We start from the raw sequence: 17,710 nt of genomic DNA, 5'->3' as shown, positions 1-17,710 counted from the left end.
CCGCCGACCCGCGCTTCCCTACACGCGAGCGGGCTTCTGTCCAGTGTCAAGACTGACTCTTTCCTTGCGCGGGCGCGCCGATTTTGCCACGCATTCGGCCAACCGCAACAACGCGAAAGCCATCATGACCAATCCGCGGGCCCAGGCCCAACCGACCATCTCGCCGATCCGCAAGGCCCGCGAGAAGCTGAAGCGCTTTTTCGGACCTTGGGGTATGTTCGTAAAAGGCTTCATCAAGCATCCGGTGATGGTGGGATCGATCGTGCCGTCGTCGCCGACGCTGATCCGCCACATGCTGCGCCCGGTCGACTGGAAAAATACCAAGCTGTTCGTCGAATATGGCCCGGGCGTCGGCACTTTCTGCCGCCCGATTCTGGAGAATATGGCTGGCGACGCGACGCTGATTGCGATCGATACCAACCCCGACTTCATCGACTATCTTCGCAAGGATATTCGCGACAGCCGCTTTATCGCGGTGCATGGATCGGCGTCCGACGTCGAAGAGATTGTCCGCGCGCACGGCTTCGATCATGCGGATTATGTGCTTTCGGGGTTACCCTTCTCGACGCTGCCCGCGGGCGTCGGCCCGGCGATCGCCGCCGCGACGCACCGGGTGCTGCGCCCTGGCGGCGCATTCCTGGTCTATCAGTTCCGCGCCCGGGCGCGCGATTTCCTCGCGGTGCATTTCAACCGCATCGACAACGCGTTCGAATGGGTCAACGTCCCGCCTTGCTTCCTCTTTTGGGGTTGGAAGGACTAGATCTCGGTTTCGGGATCGACTTCGCCGAGCCCGAAGTTCAATCGCCGGGTGACGGTGTAATCAGCAAGGCCGACAACGAACCAGGCGAGCGTCCAGCGCAGCCGGGTGAGCCAGTTGGCGCGCGCCTTGTGCGACGTTTTCGTCACCATCTCGCAATCGGGCGCCATCCGCGCGATGAAATCGCGCATTGTCGCGGCAAAGGGCGCATCGGCGATCCGCACCATCAACTCGACGTTCACGAACAGGCTGCGCATGTCGAAATTGGCGGTGCCGATGTAGACGATTTCGTCGATGACGATCAGTTTCATATGCAGCCTGCATGGCTGATACTCCCAGATCGTCGCCCCTTTGCGTAGCAGATAGCCATAAAGCAGCCGCGAGGCGCCGATCGTTGCGGCGTTGTCCGACTTGCCGGCCATAACGAAGCGCGCGCGGCCGCGCCGCGCCACGCGGCCCAGCCGCCGCAGCATGCCCTGGCCGGGTGAGAAATAGGCGATCGCCATGTCGAGTTGGCGCGCATGCTCCAGATCGGTGCGGACGGCGCGCGCCCAGGGCGACAGGCGCTGCGTCGGGCCGCCGACCAGCCACGAGACCGGGCCGGTATCAACCGGCCATTCGCGGATCAGGCGGCGCAGCGTCAGCACCTTGCCGTCGTCGTTGAGCGTGTAATCGTGGATCTCCTCGAACCATTCGATCATCCGCGCCACCGAGGGGCCGCGGACAAGAAAGGCGAGGTCGAACCAGCAATGCGCGTCTTGCCGGCTCAGATAGGGCGCCGCGATGTTGAAGCCGCCGGTGACCGCGATGCTTTCGTCGATCAGCAACAGCTTCTGGTGATTGCGGATCAGGTAGGTCGACCGCCAGCGCCGCGAGAAAAAGGTCACCGTGCCGCCCTCAGCGCGCAGCGGATCGAAGACGGCATCGGCAATGTCGCCCGATCCGAAGCTGTCGATCACCGCGCGCACGCGCACGCCGCGCCTGGCGGCTGCCGTCATCGCATCGAGGACGCGGCGGCCGGCGGCATCGTCCTCAAAGATGTACATGATCAGGTCGATGCTGCGAATTGCGCCGGCAAGCAGCGCGAGGACGCGATCGAGCCGTTCGTCGCCGTCGACGATGACCTCCAGCCGGTGCCCGGCAACCTCCGCCTTGATGGTCTCGGTTTCGGCGGCGGGGACGTCGACGTCGGTCATACGTCGATCATAGGCCGTCGCTAGCGAGACCTGCAAGGGCAGGGGTTTGATTGACATTCGCCCGGCCGCCTGCTAGCGCGCAGCGCTTGCCGCCATGCCTTTGGCTGGCCTCTCCTATCTACAAGGAATTCACATGGCCCGCGTTACCGTCGAAGATTGCGTCGACAAAGTTTCCAACCGCTTCGACCTGGTCCTGATGTCCGCGCACCGCGCCCGCGAAATCTCGGGCGGTTCGGAGTTAACCATCGATCGCGACCGCGACAAGAACCCGGTCGTGGCGCTCCGCGAAATCGCCGAGCAGACCGTCCACCCGAAAGATTTGCAGGACGCGCTCGTCGGTACGCTGCAAAAGGTCGTCGTCGACGATGACGATACGCCCGATGAAATCAGCTCGATCGCGCGCTCGGCCGAAGCACTGCGTCTCACCGCTGCTGCGCCGCCGCGCAGCCCGGCTGGCGGCGGTGGCGACTTCGAATAAGTCGCCTCGACAATCGATCATCGGGGAGGGGCCGCGGGAGACCGCGGCCCTTTCTGCATCAAGGCAGCCGCGTTAGCTCCGCGATGCGAATGGCGCGCGACTTGAGCAGCGGATCGAGGATCGTACCAATGCGGTGCGCGCGGGGCGAGCCGATTTCGATATTGAACAGGCTGTTCGCGATGACGTCGGCGATCTGCACGCCGTCGGACCGGCGGCTGTCGGCAAGCGAAGCGCGGCCCCATCCGGCAAGACCTGCCTGGATGCTCTCACGGACATGGCCGAGAATGGCGGGGTCGTAACGGCCGTCGTCGATGACCACATCAGTGCAGACGCCGCCGGTCTCGGGCAGCCAGCTGCTGACGGCCAGATCGAGCAGGGCGGCATAGAGCGCCAGGTCGCTGACGGCTTTGCCATCGGCTGACGGCGCAAGCCGGTCGCGCGTTGCGACGGCAACCCAGGCGCGGCCGCCGGCGCGGTCGAACAGTTCGAGCAAATAGGCGCGCTCGGTCACGCTGATCCGGCTGCCTTTCAATTCGCCGCGCAGGCCGGTGACCGACCGAAAGCGGGCGTGGATGGCGGCAGCAGCCTCGGGCGTGAGCATCGCGGCCGCGAAGGTCATCGCCCCCGCGTTGAGCCCGCCCGATTCGTCGCAATAGATCGTCATCGGCACGCGTCCGGGCGCATCATTTCACCTTGGCGAAAAAAGTGACCGTGCGGGTTTGTCCCGGCGCGATCGCATCGCTCCACACCCAGCGGACATTCGTCACGTCGGCGTTGGTCGCCGCGCGACGATCTGCGCCTTCGACCGGCACGGTCAGCGTTGCCAGCGGAGCAAAGCTCGCGCCCTGGTCGGTGGAGACATCGAAGCCGGCAAGATCGGGCGTGCCATCGAAAATCAGTCCGTCCTGAATCGGATTCTTGATCGCAACGCCCGTCGCAGGCTCGGCGCCATCGTTCCTGAACGTCAGGGTGAAACGGAGGCGGTCGCCCGGGACGACAACATCGCTCGGGGAATAGCTTGTGATCGGCGGCTTGCCGTCGGCTGCCGGCGTGGATCGTTCGACCTCGACGGTCGAAGTCAGCGCGCTCTGCGCCGACGCGGACTGTGTCACGACAAGCAGCGAAAGGGCCAGGGCAGCGGCGCGAAGCTGTGTCATCATGGCCATCTCCTTTGATCCTGACGGGGCGGTCCTACGCCGGGCAAGGGTATCGTTTGCGCATCAAGCCGTCGAATGCCGAATAGACCGAAATCGACCTGCGCCGCTCGGCCGGATAGCTGCGCAGATGCGCCATCCATTGTTCGGGGGTCAGCGTGCCGCTTTCCGGCGGGCAGCTGGTCGTCTTGCGGCCCGCCTTGCGCTCGGCGTCGATCCGCGCCTTGTAGCGTTTGCCGGCGGCGATGACCTCACCCTTCAAAAGCTGGGCGTCGGGCGTCGCGAGCGCGAGGGGGCCGAGCCGTTCGAGCGACGTCGCGCGCGCGAGGAAGGCGGCGACGCTCATATCGCCGGGCGCCATGCCGCACAGCATGACGCCGGCGCCTAATGCCATGATTGCTGGCAGAAATCGGCTGCGCTGGTGCCGCATGCGATGGAAATCGCGCCGAACGGGTGAACGGCGCGTGAATCCTGCGTCAGGCACCTTGCGGATTGACGTCGCCGAACGGGCGCGGCTTGCGCTTGATCTGGGGCAGCGAGCCGGCGTGGCCCGATGCGTGGGTGCCCGACTTGTCCTGATCATTGTCGCGGCCGATGTCTTCGCCCTTGATTGCGCGCTTCGCCTCCTCGCCGGACAGCGTCTCATATTCGAGCAGCGCACCGGCGAGCAGATGCAACTCGTCGATATTGTCGGTCAGCACTTTGCGCGCGACCTTCTCGCCTTCCTCGACGAGGCGGCGGACTTCGGCGTCGATCAGCTTCGCGGTCTCTTCGGACATGTTCTGCGCGCGCGATACGCTGTGGCCGAGGAACACCTCGTCCTGATTGTCGCGGTAGCGCAGCCAGCCGAGCTTTTCGGACATGCCATATTCCATCACCATGGCGCGGGCCATGTCGGTTGCCTGCTGGATGTCGTTCGACGCGCCGGTGTTCAGCTCGTCATTGCCATAGATCAGCTGCTCGGCAATGCGGCCGCCGAAGCAGAGTGCGAGGCGCGCCTTCATCTGTTTCATATTCTGCGAATAGCGGTCGCGTTCGGGTAGGTTCCAGGTGACGCCCAGCGCGCGGCCACGCGGGATGATCGTGACCTTGTGGAGCGGATCATTATGCTCGACGTGCAGCGACACGAGCGCATGGCCGGCTTCATGATAGGCGGTCGCCTTCTTCTCGTCCTCGGTCATCACCATCGACCGGCGCTCGGCGCCCATCATGACCTTGTCCTTGGCTTCCTCGAACTCGTTCGAGGCGATCAGGCGCTTGCCCTTGCGGGCTGCAAGCAGCGCCGCTTCGTTGCAGAGGTTAGCAAGATCGGCGCCCGAGAAGCCGGGCGTGCCGCGCGCGATCCGGCGCAGGTCGACGTCGGGGGCGAGGGGCTTCTTGCGGGTGTGAACCTCGAGGATCTTCTGGCGGCCCTCGATGTCGGGGCGCGGTACGACGACCTGGCGGTCGAAGCGGCCCGGACGCAGCAGCGCGGGGTCGAGAACGTCGGGGCGGTTGGTCGCGGCGACGATGATGATGCCTTCGTTCGCCTCGAAGCCGTCCATCTCGACGAGCAACTGGTTCAGCGTCTGCTCGCGCTCGTCATTGCCGTTGCCGAGACCCGCGCCGCGATGGCGGCCGACGGCGTCGATTTCGTCGATGAAGACGATGCAGGGCGCATTGCGCTTGGCCTGCTCGAACATGTCGCGGACGCGAGACGCGCCGACACCGACGAACATCTCGACGAAATCCGAACCCGAAATGGTGAAGAAGGGCACGCCCGCCTCTCCCGCGATCGCGCGGGCGAGCAGGGTCTTACCTGTACCCGGCGAACCGACGAGCAGCGCACCCTTCGGAATCTGACCGCCGAGCTTCGAGAATTTCGTGGGATCCTTCAGGAACTCGACGATCTCTTCGAGCTCCTCGCGCGCCTCGTCGATGCCCGCGACATCGTCGAAGGTCACGCGGCCCTGCTTTTCGGTCAGCATCTTGGCGCGCGACTTGCCAAATCCCATCGCGCCCGAGCCGTTGTTTTTCTGGACCTGACGGAAAACGAAGAAGGCGATGCCGAGGATCAAGAGGAAAGGCAGCGACTGGATCAGCAGATAGAGCCAAATATTGCCCGTTTCCGTCGGCTTGCCGTCATATTTGACGCCGTTGTCGTTGAGCATCTTGAGCAGATCGGGGTCGCGGACCACGTTTGCCGAGAATTTGTCGCCGTTCGACAGGGTGCCGGTGACGCGGTCCTCGGAAAGAACGACGTCCTTTACGGCGCCTTCCTCGACCTTCTGGCGGAATTCCGAATAGGCGAGGGGATTCCCGGTCGGCTGGGCCGCGCCGCCGAACATCGAGGCGACGAGGAGCATGGCGAGCAGGATGCCGCTCCAGATCATCACGCTCTTCATCCAGGGGTTGCCCTGCGGTTCCTTGTCGTCCTGCATCGGAATCTTTCCAAATTTCGCGCATATCGCGCGGATCAATCCCGACAATGTAGGATATTTGGGTTAAATGACAATGAGCCAGATTGTCCTATTTTGCCGCTTTTCGGCGCGGCGCGGGCGAAATGCGCCAGATCGTGCCCTCGAGGCCCGGCACCGCGTCGATCAGCAGCGCGCCCACCATCGCGCGGCGGCCGCCCTTCATCGCCGCGATCACCCCGTCGAGCGAGACGCCGCGGATGCGGAGCTGGCCGTCGTTGGCGGAGAGGCGCTGCGCGACCACTCGGCGAAAGATTTCAGGGGGATAGCCTTCGTCGCGGATCACCGCGATGTCCGAAGCGTCGGGCCACGCGGCGATCAGCCGCTCGACCGCCCAATCGATCGCATCGTCGGCCTCGGCAAGCCAGCCCGCCGATTTCGCCGCCGCCTCGACGTCGAGGATCGTCTGCGACTGGAGCGCGTGCCGCAGCCGGGCACGGTCGAAACGATGATCGTCGTTCGAGGGATCGTCGACAAAGGGGAGATCGCGGTCGAGCGCGAGCTTGACGAGATCGTCCCGGCGCCAGGACAGGAGCGGACGCAGGATCGCGCGATTCTTTGCCCGGATCGCCGCGAGCCCGCCGACGCCGCTGCTGCGGTTGAGGCGCATCACGATCGTTTCGAGCTGGTCGTCGGCGTGATGCGCGGTCAGGATATGGGCAAGCTCGCCCTCCTGCCGCCAGGCCTCGAGCAGCCGATATCGCTCGGCGCGCGCCGCGGCCTGCTGCGATCCCTTGATCGGCGTCGGCGGCGTCAGGATGACGTGCGGAATATGCTCGCGCGCGCAATAGCTCGCCACCATGCGCGCTTCCTCGTCGGAGCCCTTGCGCAGACCATGGTCGACCGTCGCCGCGCGCACCTGCCCGGGCAGCAGCGTCGCCATCAACCATAGCAATGCCATGCTGTCGGGCCCGCCCGACACCGCGACGCCATAATGGCGCCGCTGCCAGTCCGCGCCGGCCAGGGCGGCGAGATCGCGCCCCAGCCGTTCTACGGCGTCGGTATCAACAACCTGCTTTTGTTTTGGCGGCGGCTGCATCGGCGCGGACATCCTGTGGGGCCTTGTCACCATAGACTTCTTCGAGTTCGCGGAACGCCTTGCAGGCGTCGGCCTTGCGGCCGAGCTTGTCGAGCGCGACGCCCATATACATCAGGCTCTGCGGCGCCCGCGGGCCGCTGGGGCGATCCTTGTAATTATTGTAGAAGGCGACCGCCGCGAGGCTGGGCTTGCCCTCGTCGAGATAGGCGCGGCCGAGAAGATTCTGCGCATAGCTCGCCTGATTGCTCTTCGGCCATTTGGTGACGACCTGTTTCAGCTGGGTCTGCGCCTCGGGATAGAGTTTGGCCGACCAAAGGCGGAAGCCATAGTCATAGGCGTCTTGCTGTTCGTTGCCGCTCGACGGGATCTCGACCTTCTTGACGAGCGCCAGCCGGGCTGCGTCGGGCTTGCCGGCGGCCGCCGCCGGGGTCGTCGTCGGCTTTTTCGTCGTCGATGCTGCCGCCACAGCGGGCGTTGGCGTCGGCGTCGGCGTCGGCGTCGGGGCGGGCTTCGTCGTCGCGACGGCCGGCAGGCTTGCCGGGGTGGCGACGGGATCGACCGCAGGCGGCGCGAGGCGCTTGTCGATTTCGGCCTTATAAGCCGCGAACTGCTTCTCGAGCTCGCGCAGCTGATAGGCGTTCTGCTCGGTCTGGCCGGTCAGCGTCTGCAACTGCGATTCCAGCGCATCGACGCGCGCGGTCAGGTCGGCGACCGGCGCGCTGCTGCTGCCCACGCGTTCGCCGGGGGTGTTGTCGGGGGCGATTTCGCCTTCGAAAAAGGCCGGGGCGCCGCCAGGAAAGACCTGACGCTGAACCGCGCGCATTTCCTTTTCGAGGCGATCGACGCGCTTGGCGACGGTGGCGTCCTGCGCCTGAACCGGCGCGGCGGCGGCGATTGCCATCGCAGCCGCGCCCAAAAGGGTGACTTGCTTCATCATGTGCCGATAGGCCCCCGCATATTAACCAATTTTGTGCCGGCCTTCATAACGCCGCAAAGGGCGCGCGCGCAAACCCATTTCGGCGCGCCGCCGCTTGCCGTCGCCGGAACGAGGCGATCAGCCCTTGGTCTTGGGTGCCGGCGTTGCCGCTCCCGGCGTCGTTCCGGCGTTGCCCTCGGCGCGCGCGATCAGGTCGGCGGGTTTCAGCGAGACGCCTTTGGTCAGCGTGTCGGCAGGGCCGATCGACCCCACGTCGCGGCCGCCGACGGTGACCTTCAGGGCCTGCGGGATGCTTGTGCGCAGCGTGAACTTCTCGATATAGTCGGCCGGCACCTGATATGTTTCGCCCGGATCGAGGGTGCGCCAGTTTTCGGTCTTGCCGGCGGCGTCGTCGAAGCCGATCCAAACCTCCGAAATGCCGGTCAGCACGACGGGGGCGTCAGCGGCGACCGCGGGGCCGGCCTTTGCGGCGGGCGTCGCGGCTGCGGGGGCTTCCGACGCTTCGGCCGCCTGATTCTGGGCCGCGATCAGCGCTTCGTCGGGTTCGACCGACAGGAAACGCCAGACGCCATAGGCCGAGACGAGCAGCAGCGCGACGATGACCAGCGTCCAGGTCAGGCGCGCGGTCGGCAGGCGAGCGGGATCGGTCGGCTCATAGGCTTCGTACAGTGGGCGGCTGCCATAGGCATCCTCTTCGAGTTCGCGGCGCACCGAGGCCGCGACCTCGGCCTCCGGCACATCGACGGCGCGGGCGTAGGCGCGCGCGAAGCCGGTGACATATGTGCGGCCCGGAAGTCCGGAAAAGTCGGACTTCTCAATCGCTTCAAGGTGTCTTTGGGTAATGCGCGTCCGCGTCGCGATATCGGCCAACGACAGACCCGCGGCCTCGCGCGCCAGCCGCAGCTTGTCGCCGGTGCGCGTGATCGCCAACTCACCCTGCTGCGGGGCGGTTTCCTCGTCTGCCATCAGTGTCTCCGTGCCGGCCGCGTGACCCATAAGCCGTGTCGCAGCGTTCATCGCATTGACGACGCGCGAAAGTCAAATGAAGTTCGGCGAACGGCCGGTTGAAAAGATGCGGATTTGGGATCGTTGGACGGGGCATCGATCGGCAACCGTCCTTACCGGGCAGAAGTCGGCTTTGCGGTGCGGAGGCGCCCCTCAAGGCCCGTCCTGCATGTCGCGGTCCGATCGACACCAACCCGCCGCCCTCCGTGCTTGCATTTCCGCCGCTTCCCCGCTATGCGCCCGCGCTTCCGTCCATGGTCATCCCTGGAGGCGTGGCGGAACTGTGTAACCGTACTCGGAGAAAAATAATGAGCGATCAGCTGACGCTGACGGCCGAGACGCGCGAACGCGGAGGCAAGGGAGCCTCGCGTGGTCTGCGTCGTGAAGGCCGTGTCCCCGCCGTCGTCTATGGCGGCAAGGAAGAACCCCTGATGATCCACGTCGAAGAGAAGCTGCTGATGAAGCAGCTGATGACGGGTCACTTCATGAACTCGGTCGTGATGATCGAAGTCGGCGGCAAGCAGATCCGCACCCTGCCCAAGGACGTCGCCTTCCATCCCGTGAAGGATCGTCCGATCCACGCCGATTTCCTGCGCATTACCAAGGACGCCAAGGTCCATGTCGCAGTGCCCGTCGTGTTCGCAAACGAAGACGCCTCGCCGGGCCTGAAGCGCGGCGGCGTGCTGAACATCGTCCGTCACGATCTGGAACTCGTCTGCGACGCGGACAAGATCCCCGACGAGATCGCGATTGACGTCACCGGTTTCGATGTGGGCGATTCGATCCATATCAGCGCCGTCACCCTGCCCAAGGGCGTCGAAAGCGCGATCACCGATCGCGACTTCACCATCGCCACCATCGTCGCCCCGTCGGCGCTCAAGTCGAGCGACGGCGACACGACGAAGGACGAGGGCGAAGCCGCCGAAGGCGAAGCCTAAGCATTTCGGGCCGCCCCTCTCCATGCGGAGAGGGGCGTTCCACCTGGACCCGGGAAAGGCACCGCCATGCAGCTCTGGGTCGGCCTCGGCAATCCCGGGCCCCAATATGCGATGCACCGTCACAATGTCGGCTTCATGGCCGCCGACGTCATTGCCGACATCCACGGTTTCCCGCCTCCGGCGAAGAAATTCCAGGGATGGGTCCAGGAAGGTCGCATCGGATCGCAGCGCATCCTGCTGCTCAAACCCGGCACCTTCATGAACGAAAGCGGCCGCAGCGTGCGCGCGGCGCTCGATTTCTACAAGCTGACGCCGCAGGACGTCACCGTCTTCTACGACGAGCTCGACCTCGTCCCGATGCAGGTGAAGGTGAAGCGGGGCGGCGGCGCCGCGGGCCACAACGGCATCCGCAGCATGATCCAGCACATCGGCGAGGATTTCCGCCGCGTGCGCATCGGCATCGGCCATCCGGGGCACAAGGACCGCGTCACCGGCCATGTCCTCGGCAATTATCACAAGAGCGAGATCGAACCGCTAACCGACCTGCTCGGCGCAATCGCTGCCGAGTCGAAATGGCTGGCCGATGGCGACGACGTGCGGTTTCAGAACGACCTGGCGCTGCGATTGAACGGCTGAGGCGGGACGTCGCCCGATTTCGATCGGACCACGACATTCCCAGCATCGTCAGCCCGAACTTGTTCGGGATTCATGGCCCGCCGTTTCCTTCGTCACCGCGTCGAACTCTGGCTTAGTCCATGGATGCTGAAACAGGTTCAGCATGATGAGGTTCAAGGTGCACTCCCGCACCCCAAAGCCGCCGCTACTTGTAAATGCACCCGTCCAATCCATCCCGGCCAACCACCCCGATCCGCGCCCGGATCGAGTTCCCGTACCGCCGCGTGAAGCCCGACGGGCTGATGGCCTCGCGCTTCTTGGGTAGCGGCAGGATCGCCGCGATGCGCGCCGCCTCCTGCGGGGTCAGTTTGCTGGCGCCGTGTTTGAAATAGCGCTGCGCCCCCGCCTCGACCCCATAGGTGCCGAGGCCCGTTTCGGCGACGTTGAGGTACACCTCCATGATCCGCCGTTTCCCCCAGATTTTCTCGATCAGGAAGGTGAACCATACCTCGGGCACCTTGCGGATATAGCGCGTCCAGCCGCTGCCCTGCCACAGGAAGACATTCTTCGCGGTCTGCTGGCTGATCGTCGACCCGCCGCGCATCCGCTTGCCTTTCGCGTTGCGCTCGATCGCCTGTTCGATCGCTTCGCGGTCGAAGCCGTCGTGACTGCAGAATTTGCCGTCCTCGGCGGCGATCGCGGCGCGCACCATGTTGCGGTCGATGTTGGACAGGCTCGTCCAATCCTTGGTGATGCCGTTGCCGTCCGTCAGCATGGTGATCGTTACCGGCGGCGGCACGACCGCGTAGATCAGCACCCACACGACCGAGATCGCGATGAACCACAGCAGCCATTTGAACGGCCGCAGATACCAGGGGAGCTTGCGCTTGGTCGCGCGGGGTCGGGTTGTCATGCGGGCAAACTAGCCGCTGATGCGAAGGTGACAAGCGGGCAGGGTGACGAATAAGGAAAAACGGCCTCAGTCGACGATGATCTCGCCCGTCATGCCCAGCGCCGAATGGCCGAAGTGCGAGCAATGCATCTTGTAGGTGCCGGCTTTCGGAATCAGCGTCACGTCCGCACTCTCGCCCTTGCCGAGCGACACACGGCCCTTCGGGCCGACACGGGCGCGGTTGGCGGCGTCCATCGTCGCGGCGGCGAAGAAGGCCGGCGCGGTGAAATCATGACCGCCCGATCCGTCGTTGACGAAATGGAGCGTCACCGCATGCCCCGAGTGGAGGCGGAGCGCCGCGGGCGTGTAGCTGAAATTCTCCATCGTCACCGTCACCTTCGCCGGCAATTCGGCGGCGGTGACAGGGACGGAGAGGGCAAAGGCCGCGATCGCGAGGGGCAGGAAACGCATGGCACAGACTCCTTTTGCGCGCGTAAAATCCCGGCAGAGGTCCGCCCCTGATTTATCCGCCGCGAGCAGGCCCCAAGTCCCGCTTCGCGCGGAATCGCGTCAGGCGCCGACCAGCCGCCGGTCGCCCGCCAGCTTGAGCATCGCCTTCTGCAACTTCTCGAAAGCGCGCACCTCGATCTGGCGCACACGTTCGCGGCTGACGTCGTAAATCTGGCTCAGATCCTCGAGCGTCTTCGGATCGTCGGTCAAACGCCGTTCGGTCAGGATGTGGCGTTCGCGCTCGTTCAGCGTTTCCAGCGCCTCGCTGAGCAGCGAATGGCGCACGTCGCGCTCCTGCGCCTCGGCCACGCGTTCGTCCTGCAGCGGCCCCTCGTCGCCGAGCAGGTCCTGCCACTGGCTGTCGCCATCCTCGCCCATCGGGACGTTCAGCGAGGTGTCGCCGCCCATCGCCATGCGGCGGTTCATGCTGACCACCTCGTCCTCGGTGACGCCCAGATCGGTGGCGATCTTCGCGACATGCTCGGGGCTGAGATCGCCGTCCTCGAAGGCTTCGAGGTTGTTCTTCATCCGGCGCAGGTTGAAGAACAGTTTCTTCTGCGCCGCGGTGGTCCCCATTTTCACGAGGCTCCACGAGCGCAGGATGAATTCCTGGATCGAGGCGCGGATCCACCACATCGCATAGGTCGCGAGGCGGAAGCCGCGTTCGGGGTCGAATTTCTTCACGCCCTGCATCAGGCCGATATTGCCTTCGCTGATCAACTCGCTGACGGGCAGGCCATAGCCGCGATAGCCCATAGCGATCTTCGCGACGAGGCGGAGGTGGCTGGTGACGAGCTGCGCGGCGGCTTCATTGTCGCCATGCTCCTGAAAGCGTTTGGCGAGCATATATTCCTGCTCGGGGGTGAGCAGGGGGAATTTGCGGATCTCGGCCAAATAGCGGTTCAGGCTCGCCTCACCGCCGAGCGCGGGCACCACTGCCGGAACATTGCTTCTGTTAGCCATTTTTCGAGTTTTCCCTTATTTTCAAGAGGAGACTATGCCGCGGTTGGCGCCCGCGGTCGAAATAGATTTTCATTCGAAACCTAAACGCGCAGTTCATCGATCAGTTCCCGCATGTCCTGGGGGAGTTCGCTGTCGAGCGCGATGCTGTTACCGGTCACCGGATGAATAAAGCCCAAATGGGCCGCGTGCAACGCCTGACGTACGAAATTACGCGCTTTTAATGTGTCCGCCAGCGGCTTTTTGGCGCGGCCATAGACCGGGTCGCCGACCAGCGGATGGCCGATATGCGCCATATGGACGCGGACCTGATGCGTCCGCCCGGTTTCGAGCCGGCATTCGACCAGCGTCGCGCCGTTGAGCGGCTCGATCGTCCGGTAGTGCGTGATCGCATGCTTGCCGCGGCTTGTCGCGACCACCGCCATCTTCTTGCGGTTCGTGCTCGAGCGGCCGAGCGCCGCGTCGATGGTGCCGTTCGCGGGCATCGGGCGCCCGGCTGCGATGGCGATGTAGCGGCGGTCGATGCTGTGCGCCGCGAACTGCTTCGCGAGGCCTTCATGCGCCTTGTCATGCTTGGCCGCGACGATCAGCCCGCTCGTATCCTTGTCGATCCGGTGGACGATGCCGGGGCGCGCGACGCCGCCGATCCCCGACAATTGCCCCGCGCAATGGTGGAGCAGGGCATTCACCAACGTCCCGTCGAGGTTGCCCGCGGCGGGATGAACGACCATCCCCGCCGGCTTGTCGACGACGATCAGATGCTCGTCTTCATAGGCGATGACGAGGCCCATGTCCTGCGCGACATTGTGCGCCGGGGTCGGGGCGGGCAGGCGGACCGCGAGCGTCGCCGCTGCGGCCGCCTTCGCCGCCGGGTCCCACAGGATCGCGCCCCTGGCGTCGGCGACACGGCCGCCCTTGATCAGGGTCTTCAACCGCTCGCGGGAAAGCTCGGGGAGCGCTTCGGCCAGCGCCCGGTCGAGCCGCAGCCCGGCCGCGCTGTCCGCCAGCGTCACGGTCAGTATTTCGTCGTCCCCCAACATCGTCGGCGATATGGGTGGGAGGCCCCGAATTTCAAGGGACTGCGCCTCGACGCTTGCCCTTAACCATATTGCTGCCGTAGGAGCAGCGCGAGCCGGAAACTGCCGGCCTCGCGGGAGCCCAAGATCCATGTCCGACGATCGCGTCGATTTCGCGTCCATGCTGGCATCGCGCCTGTGCCACGACCTGCTCAGCCCGGTCGGCGCGTTCGCGAACGGCCTCGAGCTGCTGGCCGACGAAAAAGACCCCGAAATGCGTGCGCGCTGCATCGACCTGCTCGAACAAAGCGCCAGGACGTCGGCGAACAAGCTCAAATTCTTCCGCCTCGCCTTCGGTTCGGCGGGCGGCTTCGGCGAGCTGGTTCCGGCCGACGAGGCAAAATCGGCGATCGAGGGCATCATCGGCGACCGCGCGATCGACCTCAACTGGATGATCGGCCCCGAGCCGCTGCCGAAGCCCGCGGTGAAGATCATCCTGAACCTCTCGCTTCTCCTCGTCGATGCGCTGGTGCGCGGCGGCCGGCTCGATGTCGGCTGCGAGAACCAAGGCGAGGGCATCGAGATCGCGCTGCACGTCGAGGCCGAGCGCATCTTCCTCGACGCCGACGTCGAACGCATTCTTGCAGAAGGCGAGGGCGCGGCGGCGATGACCTCGCGCACCGCACCGGCGGTGCTCGTTCAGGCGGTCGCGAAGCAGAATGGCGGCACGGTGATGCTCGCCCGCGAGACGCCGACCTCGCTCCTTGTCGGCGCCATCCTCAAAGGCCGCTGATTTCGCTGCAAATCCTCGCGGTATTTTTCTTGTCGCGCGGCGCTGAGCAAACCCTCCATTAACCATTGTCCGCCATGGTGGAGCCTCGATTTTTGGGGCGCACCGGTACTTTGATGGACGATCTGCTGAACGATTTCCTCGCCGAAACGGCGGAAATCCTTGCCGAGGCCGGCGGGGCGCTCGTCGCGTGGGAGGCCGACCCCGCCGATCGCGCGCAGCTCGACGCGATTTTCCGCCTCGTCCACACGATCAAGGGCAGCTCGGGTTTCCTCGCGCTGCCGCGCGTTACCGCGCTCTCCCACGCCGCCGAGGATGCGCTCGATCAGGTCCGCCGCGGCAAACGCACCGCCGACGCCGCGCTCGTCACCGGCGTCCTCGCGATCATCGACCGCCTGGGCCAGCTTTGCGAGATTCTCGGCAAGAAGGGCGTCGAGCCCGCGGGCGACGACGGCGACGTCATCGCCGCGCTGGCTGTTGCCGACACTGTGCCCAAGGCGCCCACCGAAACCGGAGAGGTCCAGCTTCGCCGCGAAGACGACATCGCGACCGACCTGCAGGGATGGCGCTCGATCCGCGTGCCGCTGCCGCTGCTCGACAGCGTGATGACCGGGGTTACCGACATCGTTCTTGCGCGCAACGAATTTGCCCGGATGCTGCGCGAATCTGGCGCCAATCCGTCGCTGATCGCCTCGTTCGACCGCCTCTCCGACTCGATCGCCGGGATGCGCCAGTCGGTCAGCCAGATGCGCATGCAGCGTATCGACAAGCTGTTCTCGCCGCTTCCCCGCATCGTCCGCGACCTGGCGCAGGACCTCGGCAAGAAGGTCCGTTTCGCCACCAGCGGCGGCGAAGTCGAACTCGACCGCGAGATGATGGAGAATATCCGCGATCCGCTGATCCACATCGTCCGCAACGCGATCGATCACGGCATCGAGGGCCTCGACGAGCGCGTCGCCGCGGGCAAGGACGTCACCGCGACCATCGCGGTGTCGGCGCGCCAGTCGGGCAACCAGATCGAGATCGAGGTGCGCGACGACGGCCGAGGCCTGTCGCCCGACGCGCTCGTCGCCAAGGCGATGGCGTCGCGTATCCTCTCGGCCACCGACGCCCGTGCGCTGACACCGAAGGAGAAGCTCGACCTGATCTTCCGCCCCGGCTTTTCGACCGCGGCCAAGATCACCGCCATCTCGGGCCGCGGCGTCGGCATGGATATCGTCAAGGCCAATGTCGAAAAGATCGGCGGCATCGTCGAACTGCGCAGCGAAGAAGGGCGGGGGCTCTCGATCCTGCTTCGCGTGCCGATGACGCTGACGATCATTTCGGGGCTGATGGTCCGTGCCGCGGGGCAATATTTCGCGATTCCGCGCGGCTCGGTCCGCGAAATCCTGCTCGAAACCAGCGACAGCGTCCGCATCGAACGCGTCGGTGGCGGCGAACTCGCAATCGTGCGCGGCGAGCATTATCCGCTACTTCGCCTCGAAACCGTCCTCGGCCGCAACCGCGACCACCGTGACGATGTCGAAGACCGCGCACTGGTCATCGTCCGCCCCGGACAGGGCCAGAGCTACGCGCTCAGCGTCGCCGCGATTCATGACCATGAAGAGCTGGTGATCAAGCCTGCCGCGCCGATGATCATGGCGACCGGGCTCTACGCCGGCACGACGCTTCCGGACAACGGCCGCCCGGTGCTGCTGCTCGATGTCCAGGGCATTCTCGCCGTTTCCGCGATCGACGCCTCGGAGGCCGGCCGCCGGATGGAGGAGGCCGTCGAGGCCGAAGCCGCCGCAGCTGCCGAGCGCCACGCCGCACAGCTCCTGCTGTTCCGCGACACGAACGGCCGCAGCCGCGGCGTTCGCCTGTCGGTGATCGAGCGCGTCGAAGAAGTCCCCGCGCTCGCCCTATTCGAAAGCGCCGGCCGCATCCAGGCGCAGATCGGCGCCGACATCTTCCCCGTCCATGCCGCGACGCTGCCGGAAGGCGACGGCACGCTCAAGCTGCTCCGCCTCCACGACGGCCACATGGTGCTGTGCTATCCGATCGATGCGGTTATCGACATCGTCCGCCTGCCCGACATGGTGCAGCCCGCGCTCGCCCCCGGCCTGATCGCGGGCGTCGTCCTCGTCGGCGGCGAGCCGGTCGAGCTGATCGATCCCTTCTGGCTGATGGAGCAATATGCGGGTGGCGCCGCCGCGCCGGTTCTGCGTCCGCCGGTGTGCCGCATTGCCGACGATCCCGATGGCTGGGGCGACAATTTCCTCGCCCCGATCCTCCAGAACGCCGGCTATCGCGTCGTGTCGGGGGCGTCGACCGAGGCCGCCGACGTGCTGCTCTGCCTGACCGACGACGGTGCCGCTGCCCATCCCGGCGACGTCCCCGTGATCCGCCTTCGCGCGTCGGCCGCCGCCGCCAGCCCCGACGACGACACCGTCTATCGCTACGACCGCGGCGCGCTGCTCGAGGCGCTGCGCCGCCGCGTCGGAGGAACCCGCGCATGATGGACAAGCTCTACCTCGTCGCACGGATTGCCGACACGCGCGTTGCGCTGCGCAGCCGTGCGATCCACTCGGTCGTCACCGTCGGTGCGGTCGTCGAAGTGCCGGCCGCGCCGCCGCATGTCGCGGGGCTGTTCGCGCTGCGCAGCCGCGTCTTCACGCTGATCGACCCGCATGTCGTCGTCGGTCTGTCGTCGGTGCCAGTCGCGCCGGGCCAGCGCGTCGTGGTGGTCGATGTCGCCGACCATGGCTATGCCCTGCTCGCCGACGAGATCGAGGATGTGTGCTTCATCGAGGCGCCCGAAACGCGCGTCACCGGCAAGCTGCTGCCCGGCTGGGCCCGCGTCGCCGAGGCGATGATCGAGCATGAGGGGCATTCTCTCCTCGTCGTCGATCCGTCGCATTTCATCAATTTACCGGCCTTAAAGGCTGCCTGAATTAACGAGCTGAATACCCATTCGGATTAGCATTA

19 protein-coding genes are annotated in these 17,710 nt (G+C 65.5%); 7 read left to right on the top strand and 12 right to left on the bottom strand.

Translation table 11 applies throughout. From position 1 onward, the window contains the following. Positions 1-124 precede the first annotated feature (124 nt). Positions 125-760 (top strand): class I SAM-dependent methyltransferase, encoded by a 636-nt coding sequence (locus ATE67_RS09415; RefSeq protein ID WP_082660318.1) that lies wholly within the window; start codon positions 125-127, stop codon positions 758-760. Here ATE67_RS09415 and ATE67_RS09410 read toward each other — a convergent pair. Continuing rightward, positions 757-2,010, bottom strand: a complete 1,254-nt coding sequence (locus ATE67_RS09410) for a phospholipase D-like domain-containing protein (protein WP_231728097.1) — start codon at positions 2,008-2,010, stop codon at positions 757-759. The two genes, ATE67_RS09415 and ATE67_RS09410, sit on opposite strands and share 4 nt — an antisense overlap. A 76-nt stretch (positions 2,011-2,086) precedes the next feature. Here ATE67_RS09410 and rpoZ point away from each other — a divergent pair, with 76 nt between their 5' ends. Beyond that, a complete protein-coding gene (rpoZ, locus tag ATE67_RS09405; RefSeq protein ID WP_058816499.1) occupies positions 2,087-2,431 on the top strand; it encodes a DNA-directed RNA polymerase subunit omega in 345 nt (114 codons plus the stop codon). Between the two features lie 58 nt (positions 2,432-2,489). Here the strand turns inward: rpoZ and ATE67_RS09400 are convergent, their stop codons facing one another. The 7 genes from ATE67_RS09400 to ATE67_RS09370 all read right to left on the bottom strand — a co-directional run bounded on the left by ATE67_RS09400 (position 2,490) and on the right by ATE67_RS09370 (position 8,983). After that, complete coding sequence (locus tag ATE67_RS09400; RefSeq protein WP_058816498.1) at positions 2,490-3,095, bottom strand: DUF3800 domain-containing protein; 606 nt, start codon at positions 3,093-3,095, stop codon at positions 2,490-2,492. 19 nt (positions 3,096-3,114) lie between these two features. Further along, positions 3,115-3,591, bottom strand: a complete 477-nt coding sequence (locus ATE67_RS09395) for a DUF11 domain-containing protein (protein ID WP_058816497.1) — start codon at positions 3,589-3,591, stop codon at positions 3,115-3,117. Between the two features lie 31 nt (positions 3,592-3,622). Continuing rightward, positions 3,623-3,979 (bottom strand): hypothetical protein, encoded by a 357-nt coding sequence (locus ATE67_RS09390; RefSeq protein WP_231728096.1) that lies wholly within the window; start codon positions 3,977-3,979, stop codon positions 3,623-3,625. Between the two features lie 82 nt (positions 3,980-4,061). Next, positions 4,062-6,005 (bottom strand): ATP-dependent zinc metalloprotease FtsH, encoded by a 1,944-nt coding sequence (gene ftsH, locus ATE67_RS09385; RefSeq protein WP_058816495.1) that lies wholly within the window; start codon positions 6,003-6,005, stop codon positions 4,062-4,064. A gap of 88 nt (positions 6,006-6,093) precedes the next feature. Continuing rightward, positions 6,094-7,092: a tRNA lysidine(34) synthetase TilS gene (tilS, locus tag ATE67_RS09380; RefSeq protein ID WP_082660289.1), complete on the bottom strand. Its 999-nt coding sequence runs from the start codon at positions 7,090-7,092 to the stop codon at positions 6,094-6,096. Further along, a complete protein-coding gene (locus ATE67_RS09375) occupies positions 7,046-7,981 on the bottom strand; it encodes a YbgF trimerization domain-containing protein (RefSeq protein ID WP_058816733.1) in 936 nt (311 codons plus the stop codon). Before ATE67_RS09375 ends, tilS begins: the two co-directional genes overlap by 47 nt. Before the next feature lie 153 nt (positions 7,982-8,134). Continuing rightward, positions 8,135-8,983 carry a helix-turn-helix domain-containing protein gene (locus tag ATE67_RS09370; RefSeq protein WP_058816494.1) on the bottom strand — a complete coding sequence of 283 codons (849 nt, stop codon included), beginning with the start codon at positions 8,981-8,983 and terminating at the stop codon, positions 8,135-8,137. Between the two features lie 347 nt (positions 8,984-9,330). Between ATE67_RS09370 and ATE67_RS09365 the strand changes: the two genes are divergently transcribed. Further along, positions 9,331-9,960, top strand: coding sequence for a 50S ribosomal protein L25/general stress protein Ctc (locus ATE67_RS09365; protein WP_058816493.1), 630 nt, complete (start codon positions 9,331-9,333; stop codon positions 9,958-9,960). Between the two features lie 66 nt (positions 9,961-10,026). Continuing rightward, positions 10,027-10,596, top strand: coding sequence for an aminoacyl-tRNA hydrolase (gene pth / locus ATE67_RS09360; protein WP_058816492.1), 570 nt, complete (start codon positions 10,027-10,029; stop codon positions 10,594-10,596). Positions 10,597-10,780: 184 nt separating this feature from the next. Here pth and mtgA read toward each other — a convergent pair whose 3' ends face one another. The 4 genes from mtgA to ATE67_RS09340 form a co-directional block, all read right to left on the bottom strand. Beyond that, positions 10,781-11,488 carry a monofunctional biosynthetic peptidoglycan transglycosylase gene (gene mtgA, locus ATE67_RS09355; RefSeq protein ID WP_058816491.1) on the bottom strand — a complete coding sequence of 236 codons (708 nt, stop codon included), beginning with the start codon at positions 11,486-11,488 and terminating at the stop codon, positions 10,781-10,783. A 66-nt stretch (positions 11,489-11,554) separates the two neighbouring features. Continuing rightward, positions 11,555-11,938: a cupredoxin domain-containing protein gene (locus ATE67_RS09350; protein ID WP_058816490.1), complete on the bottom strand. Its 384-nt coding sequence runs from the start codon at positions 11,936-11,938 to the stop codon at positions 11,555-11,557. Positions 11,939-12,037: 99 nt separating this feature from the next. Next, positions 12,038-12,940, bottom strand: a complete 903-nt coding sequence (gene rpoH, locus ATE67_RS09345) for an RNA polymerase sigma factor RpoH (RefSeq protein ID WP_058816489.1) — start codon at positions 12,938-12,940, stop codon at positions 12,038-12,040. An 80-nt stretch (positions 12,941-13,020) separates the two neighbouring features. After that, entirely contained in the window at positions 13,021-13,977 is a 957-nt protein-coding gene (locus ATE67_RS09340) for an RluA family pseudouridine synthase (RefSeq protein ID WP_058816488.1), read from the bottom strand. Between the two features lie 127 nt (positions 13,978-14,104). On the opposite strand from ATE67_RS09340, the gene ATE67_RS09335 reads away from it, so the two are divergent. From ATE67_RS09335 to ATE67_RS09325, 3 genes are all read left to right on the top strand, one after another. Further along, positions 14,105-14,746 (top strand): histidine phosphotransferase family protein, encoded by a 642-nt coding sequence (locus ATE67_RS09335; RefSeq protein ID WP_058816487.1) that lies wholly within the window; start codon positions 14,105-14,107, stop codon positions 14,744-14,746. A 113-nt stretch (positions 14,747-14,859) separates the two neighbouring features. Further along, a complete protein-coding gene (locus tag ATE67_RS09330; protein WP_058816486.1) occupies positions 14,860-17,241 on the top strand; it encodes a chemotaxis protein CheA in 2,382 nt (793 codons plus the stop codon). Beyond that, on the top strand, positions 17,238-17,675 hold the full coding sequence (locus ATE67_RS09325; protein ID WP_058816485.1) for a chemotaxis protein CheW: 438 nt from the start codon (positions 17,238-17,240) through the stop codon (positions 17,673-17,675). The genes ATE67_RS09330 and ATE67_RS09325 overlap by 4 nt, the downstream gene beginning before the upstream one ends. The last annotated feature ends 35 nt before the right edge of the window (positions 17,676-17,710 follow it).

Source organism: Sphingopyxis sp. H050 (genome assembly GCF_001468265.1).
Taxonomy (GTDB): Bacteria; Pseudomonadota; Alphaproteobacteria; order Sphingomonadales; family Sphingomonadaceae; genus Sphingopyxis.
The sequence above is the reverse complement of the archived record's forward strand: the minus strand, read 5'-3'. Positions and strand labels throughout refer to the sequence as shown.

Excerpts from the sequence above, each read along its gene's own strand:
- ATE67_RS09415 (WP_082660318.1), top strand. The coding sequence starts at position 125 with ATGACCAATCCGCGGGCCCAGGCCCAACCGACCATCTCGCCGATCCGC.
- ATE67_RS09410 (WP_231728097.1), bottom strand. The coding sequence starts at position 2,010 with ATGTCAATCAAACCCCTGCCCTTGCAGGTCTCGCTAGCGACGGCCTAT.
- rpoZ (WP_058816499.1), top strand. The coding sequence starts at position 2,087 with ATGGCCCGCGTTACCGTCGAAGATTGCGTCGACAAAGTTTCCAACCGC.
- ATE67_RS09400 (WP_058816498.1), bottom strand. The coding sequence starts at position 3,095 with ATGACGATCTATTGCGACGAATCGGGCGGGCTCAACGCGGGGGCGATG.
- ATE67_RS09395 (WP_058816497.1), bottom strand. The coding sequence starts at position 3,591 with ATGATGACACAGCTTCGCGCCGCTGCCCTGGCCCTTTCGCTGCTTGTC.
- ATE67_RS09390 (WP_231728096.1), bottom strand. The coding sequence starts at position 3,979 with ATGGCATTAGGCGCCGGCGTCATGCTGTGCGGCATGGCGCCCGGCGAT.
- ftsH (WP_058816495.1), bottom strand. The coding sequence starts at position 6,005 with ATGCAGGACGACAAGGAACCGCAGGGCAACCCCTGGATGAAGAGCGTG.
- tilS (WP_082660289.1), bottom strand. The coding sequence starts at position 7,092 with ATGTCCGCGCCGATGCAGCCGCCGCCAAAACAAAAGCAGGTTGTTGAT.
- ATE67_RS09375 (WP_058816733.1), bottom strand. The coding sequence starts at position 7,981 with ATGGCAATCGCCGCCGCCGCGCCGGTTCAGGCGCAGGACGCCACCGTC.
- ATE67_RS09370 (WP_058816494.1), bottom strand. The coding sequence starts at position 8,983 with ATGGCAGACGAGGAAACCGCCCCGCAGCAGGGTGAGTTGGCGATCACG.
- ATE67_RS09365 (WP_058816493.1), top strand. The coding sequence starts at position 9,331 with ATGAGCGATCAGCTGACGCTGACGGCCGAGACGCGCGAACGCGGAGGC.
- pth (WP_058816492.1), top strand. The coding sequence starts at position 10,027 with ATGCAGCTCTGGGTCGGCCTCGGCAATCCCGGGCCCCAATATGCGATG.
- mtgA (WP_058816491.1), bottom strand. The coding sequence starts at position 11,488 with ATGACAACCCGACCCCGCGCGACCAAGCGCAAGCTCCCCTGGTATCTG.
- ATE67_RS09350 (WP_058816490.1), bottom strand. The coding sequence starts at position 11,938 with ATGCGTTTCCTGCCCCTCGCGATCGCGGCCTTTGCCCTCTCCGTCCCT.
- rpoH (WP_058816489.1), bottom strand. The coding sequence starts at position 12,940 with ATGGCTAACAGAAGCAATGTTCCGGCAGTGGTGCCCGCGCTCGGCGGT.
- ATE67_RS09340 (WP_058816488.1), bottom strand. The coding sequence starts at position 13,977 with ATGTTGGGGGACGACGAAATACTGACCGTGACGCTGGCGGACAGCGCG.
- ATE67_RS09335 (WP_058816487.1), top strand. The coding sequence starts at position 14,105 with ATGTCCGACGATCGCGTCGATTTCGCGTCCATGCTGGCATCGCGCCTG.
- ATE67_RS09330 (WP_058816486.1), top strand. The coding sequence starts at position 14,860 with ATGGACGATCTGCTGAACGATTTCCTCGCCGAAACGGCGGAAATCCTT.
- ATE67_RS09325 (WP_058816485.1), top strand. The coding sequence starts at position 17,238 with ATGATGGACAAGCTCTACCTCGTCGCACGGATTGCCGACACGCGCGTT.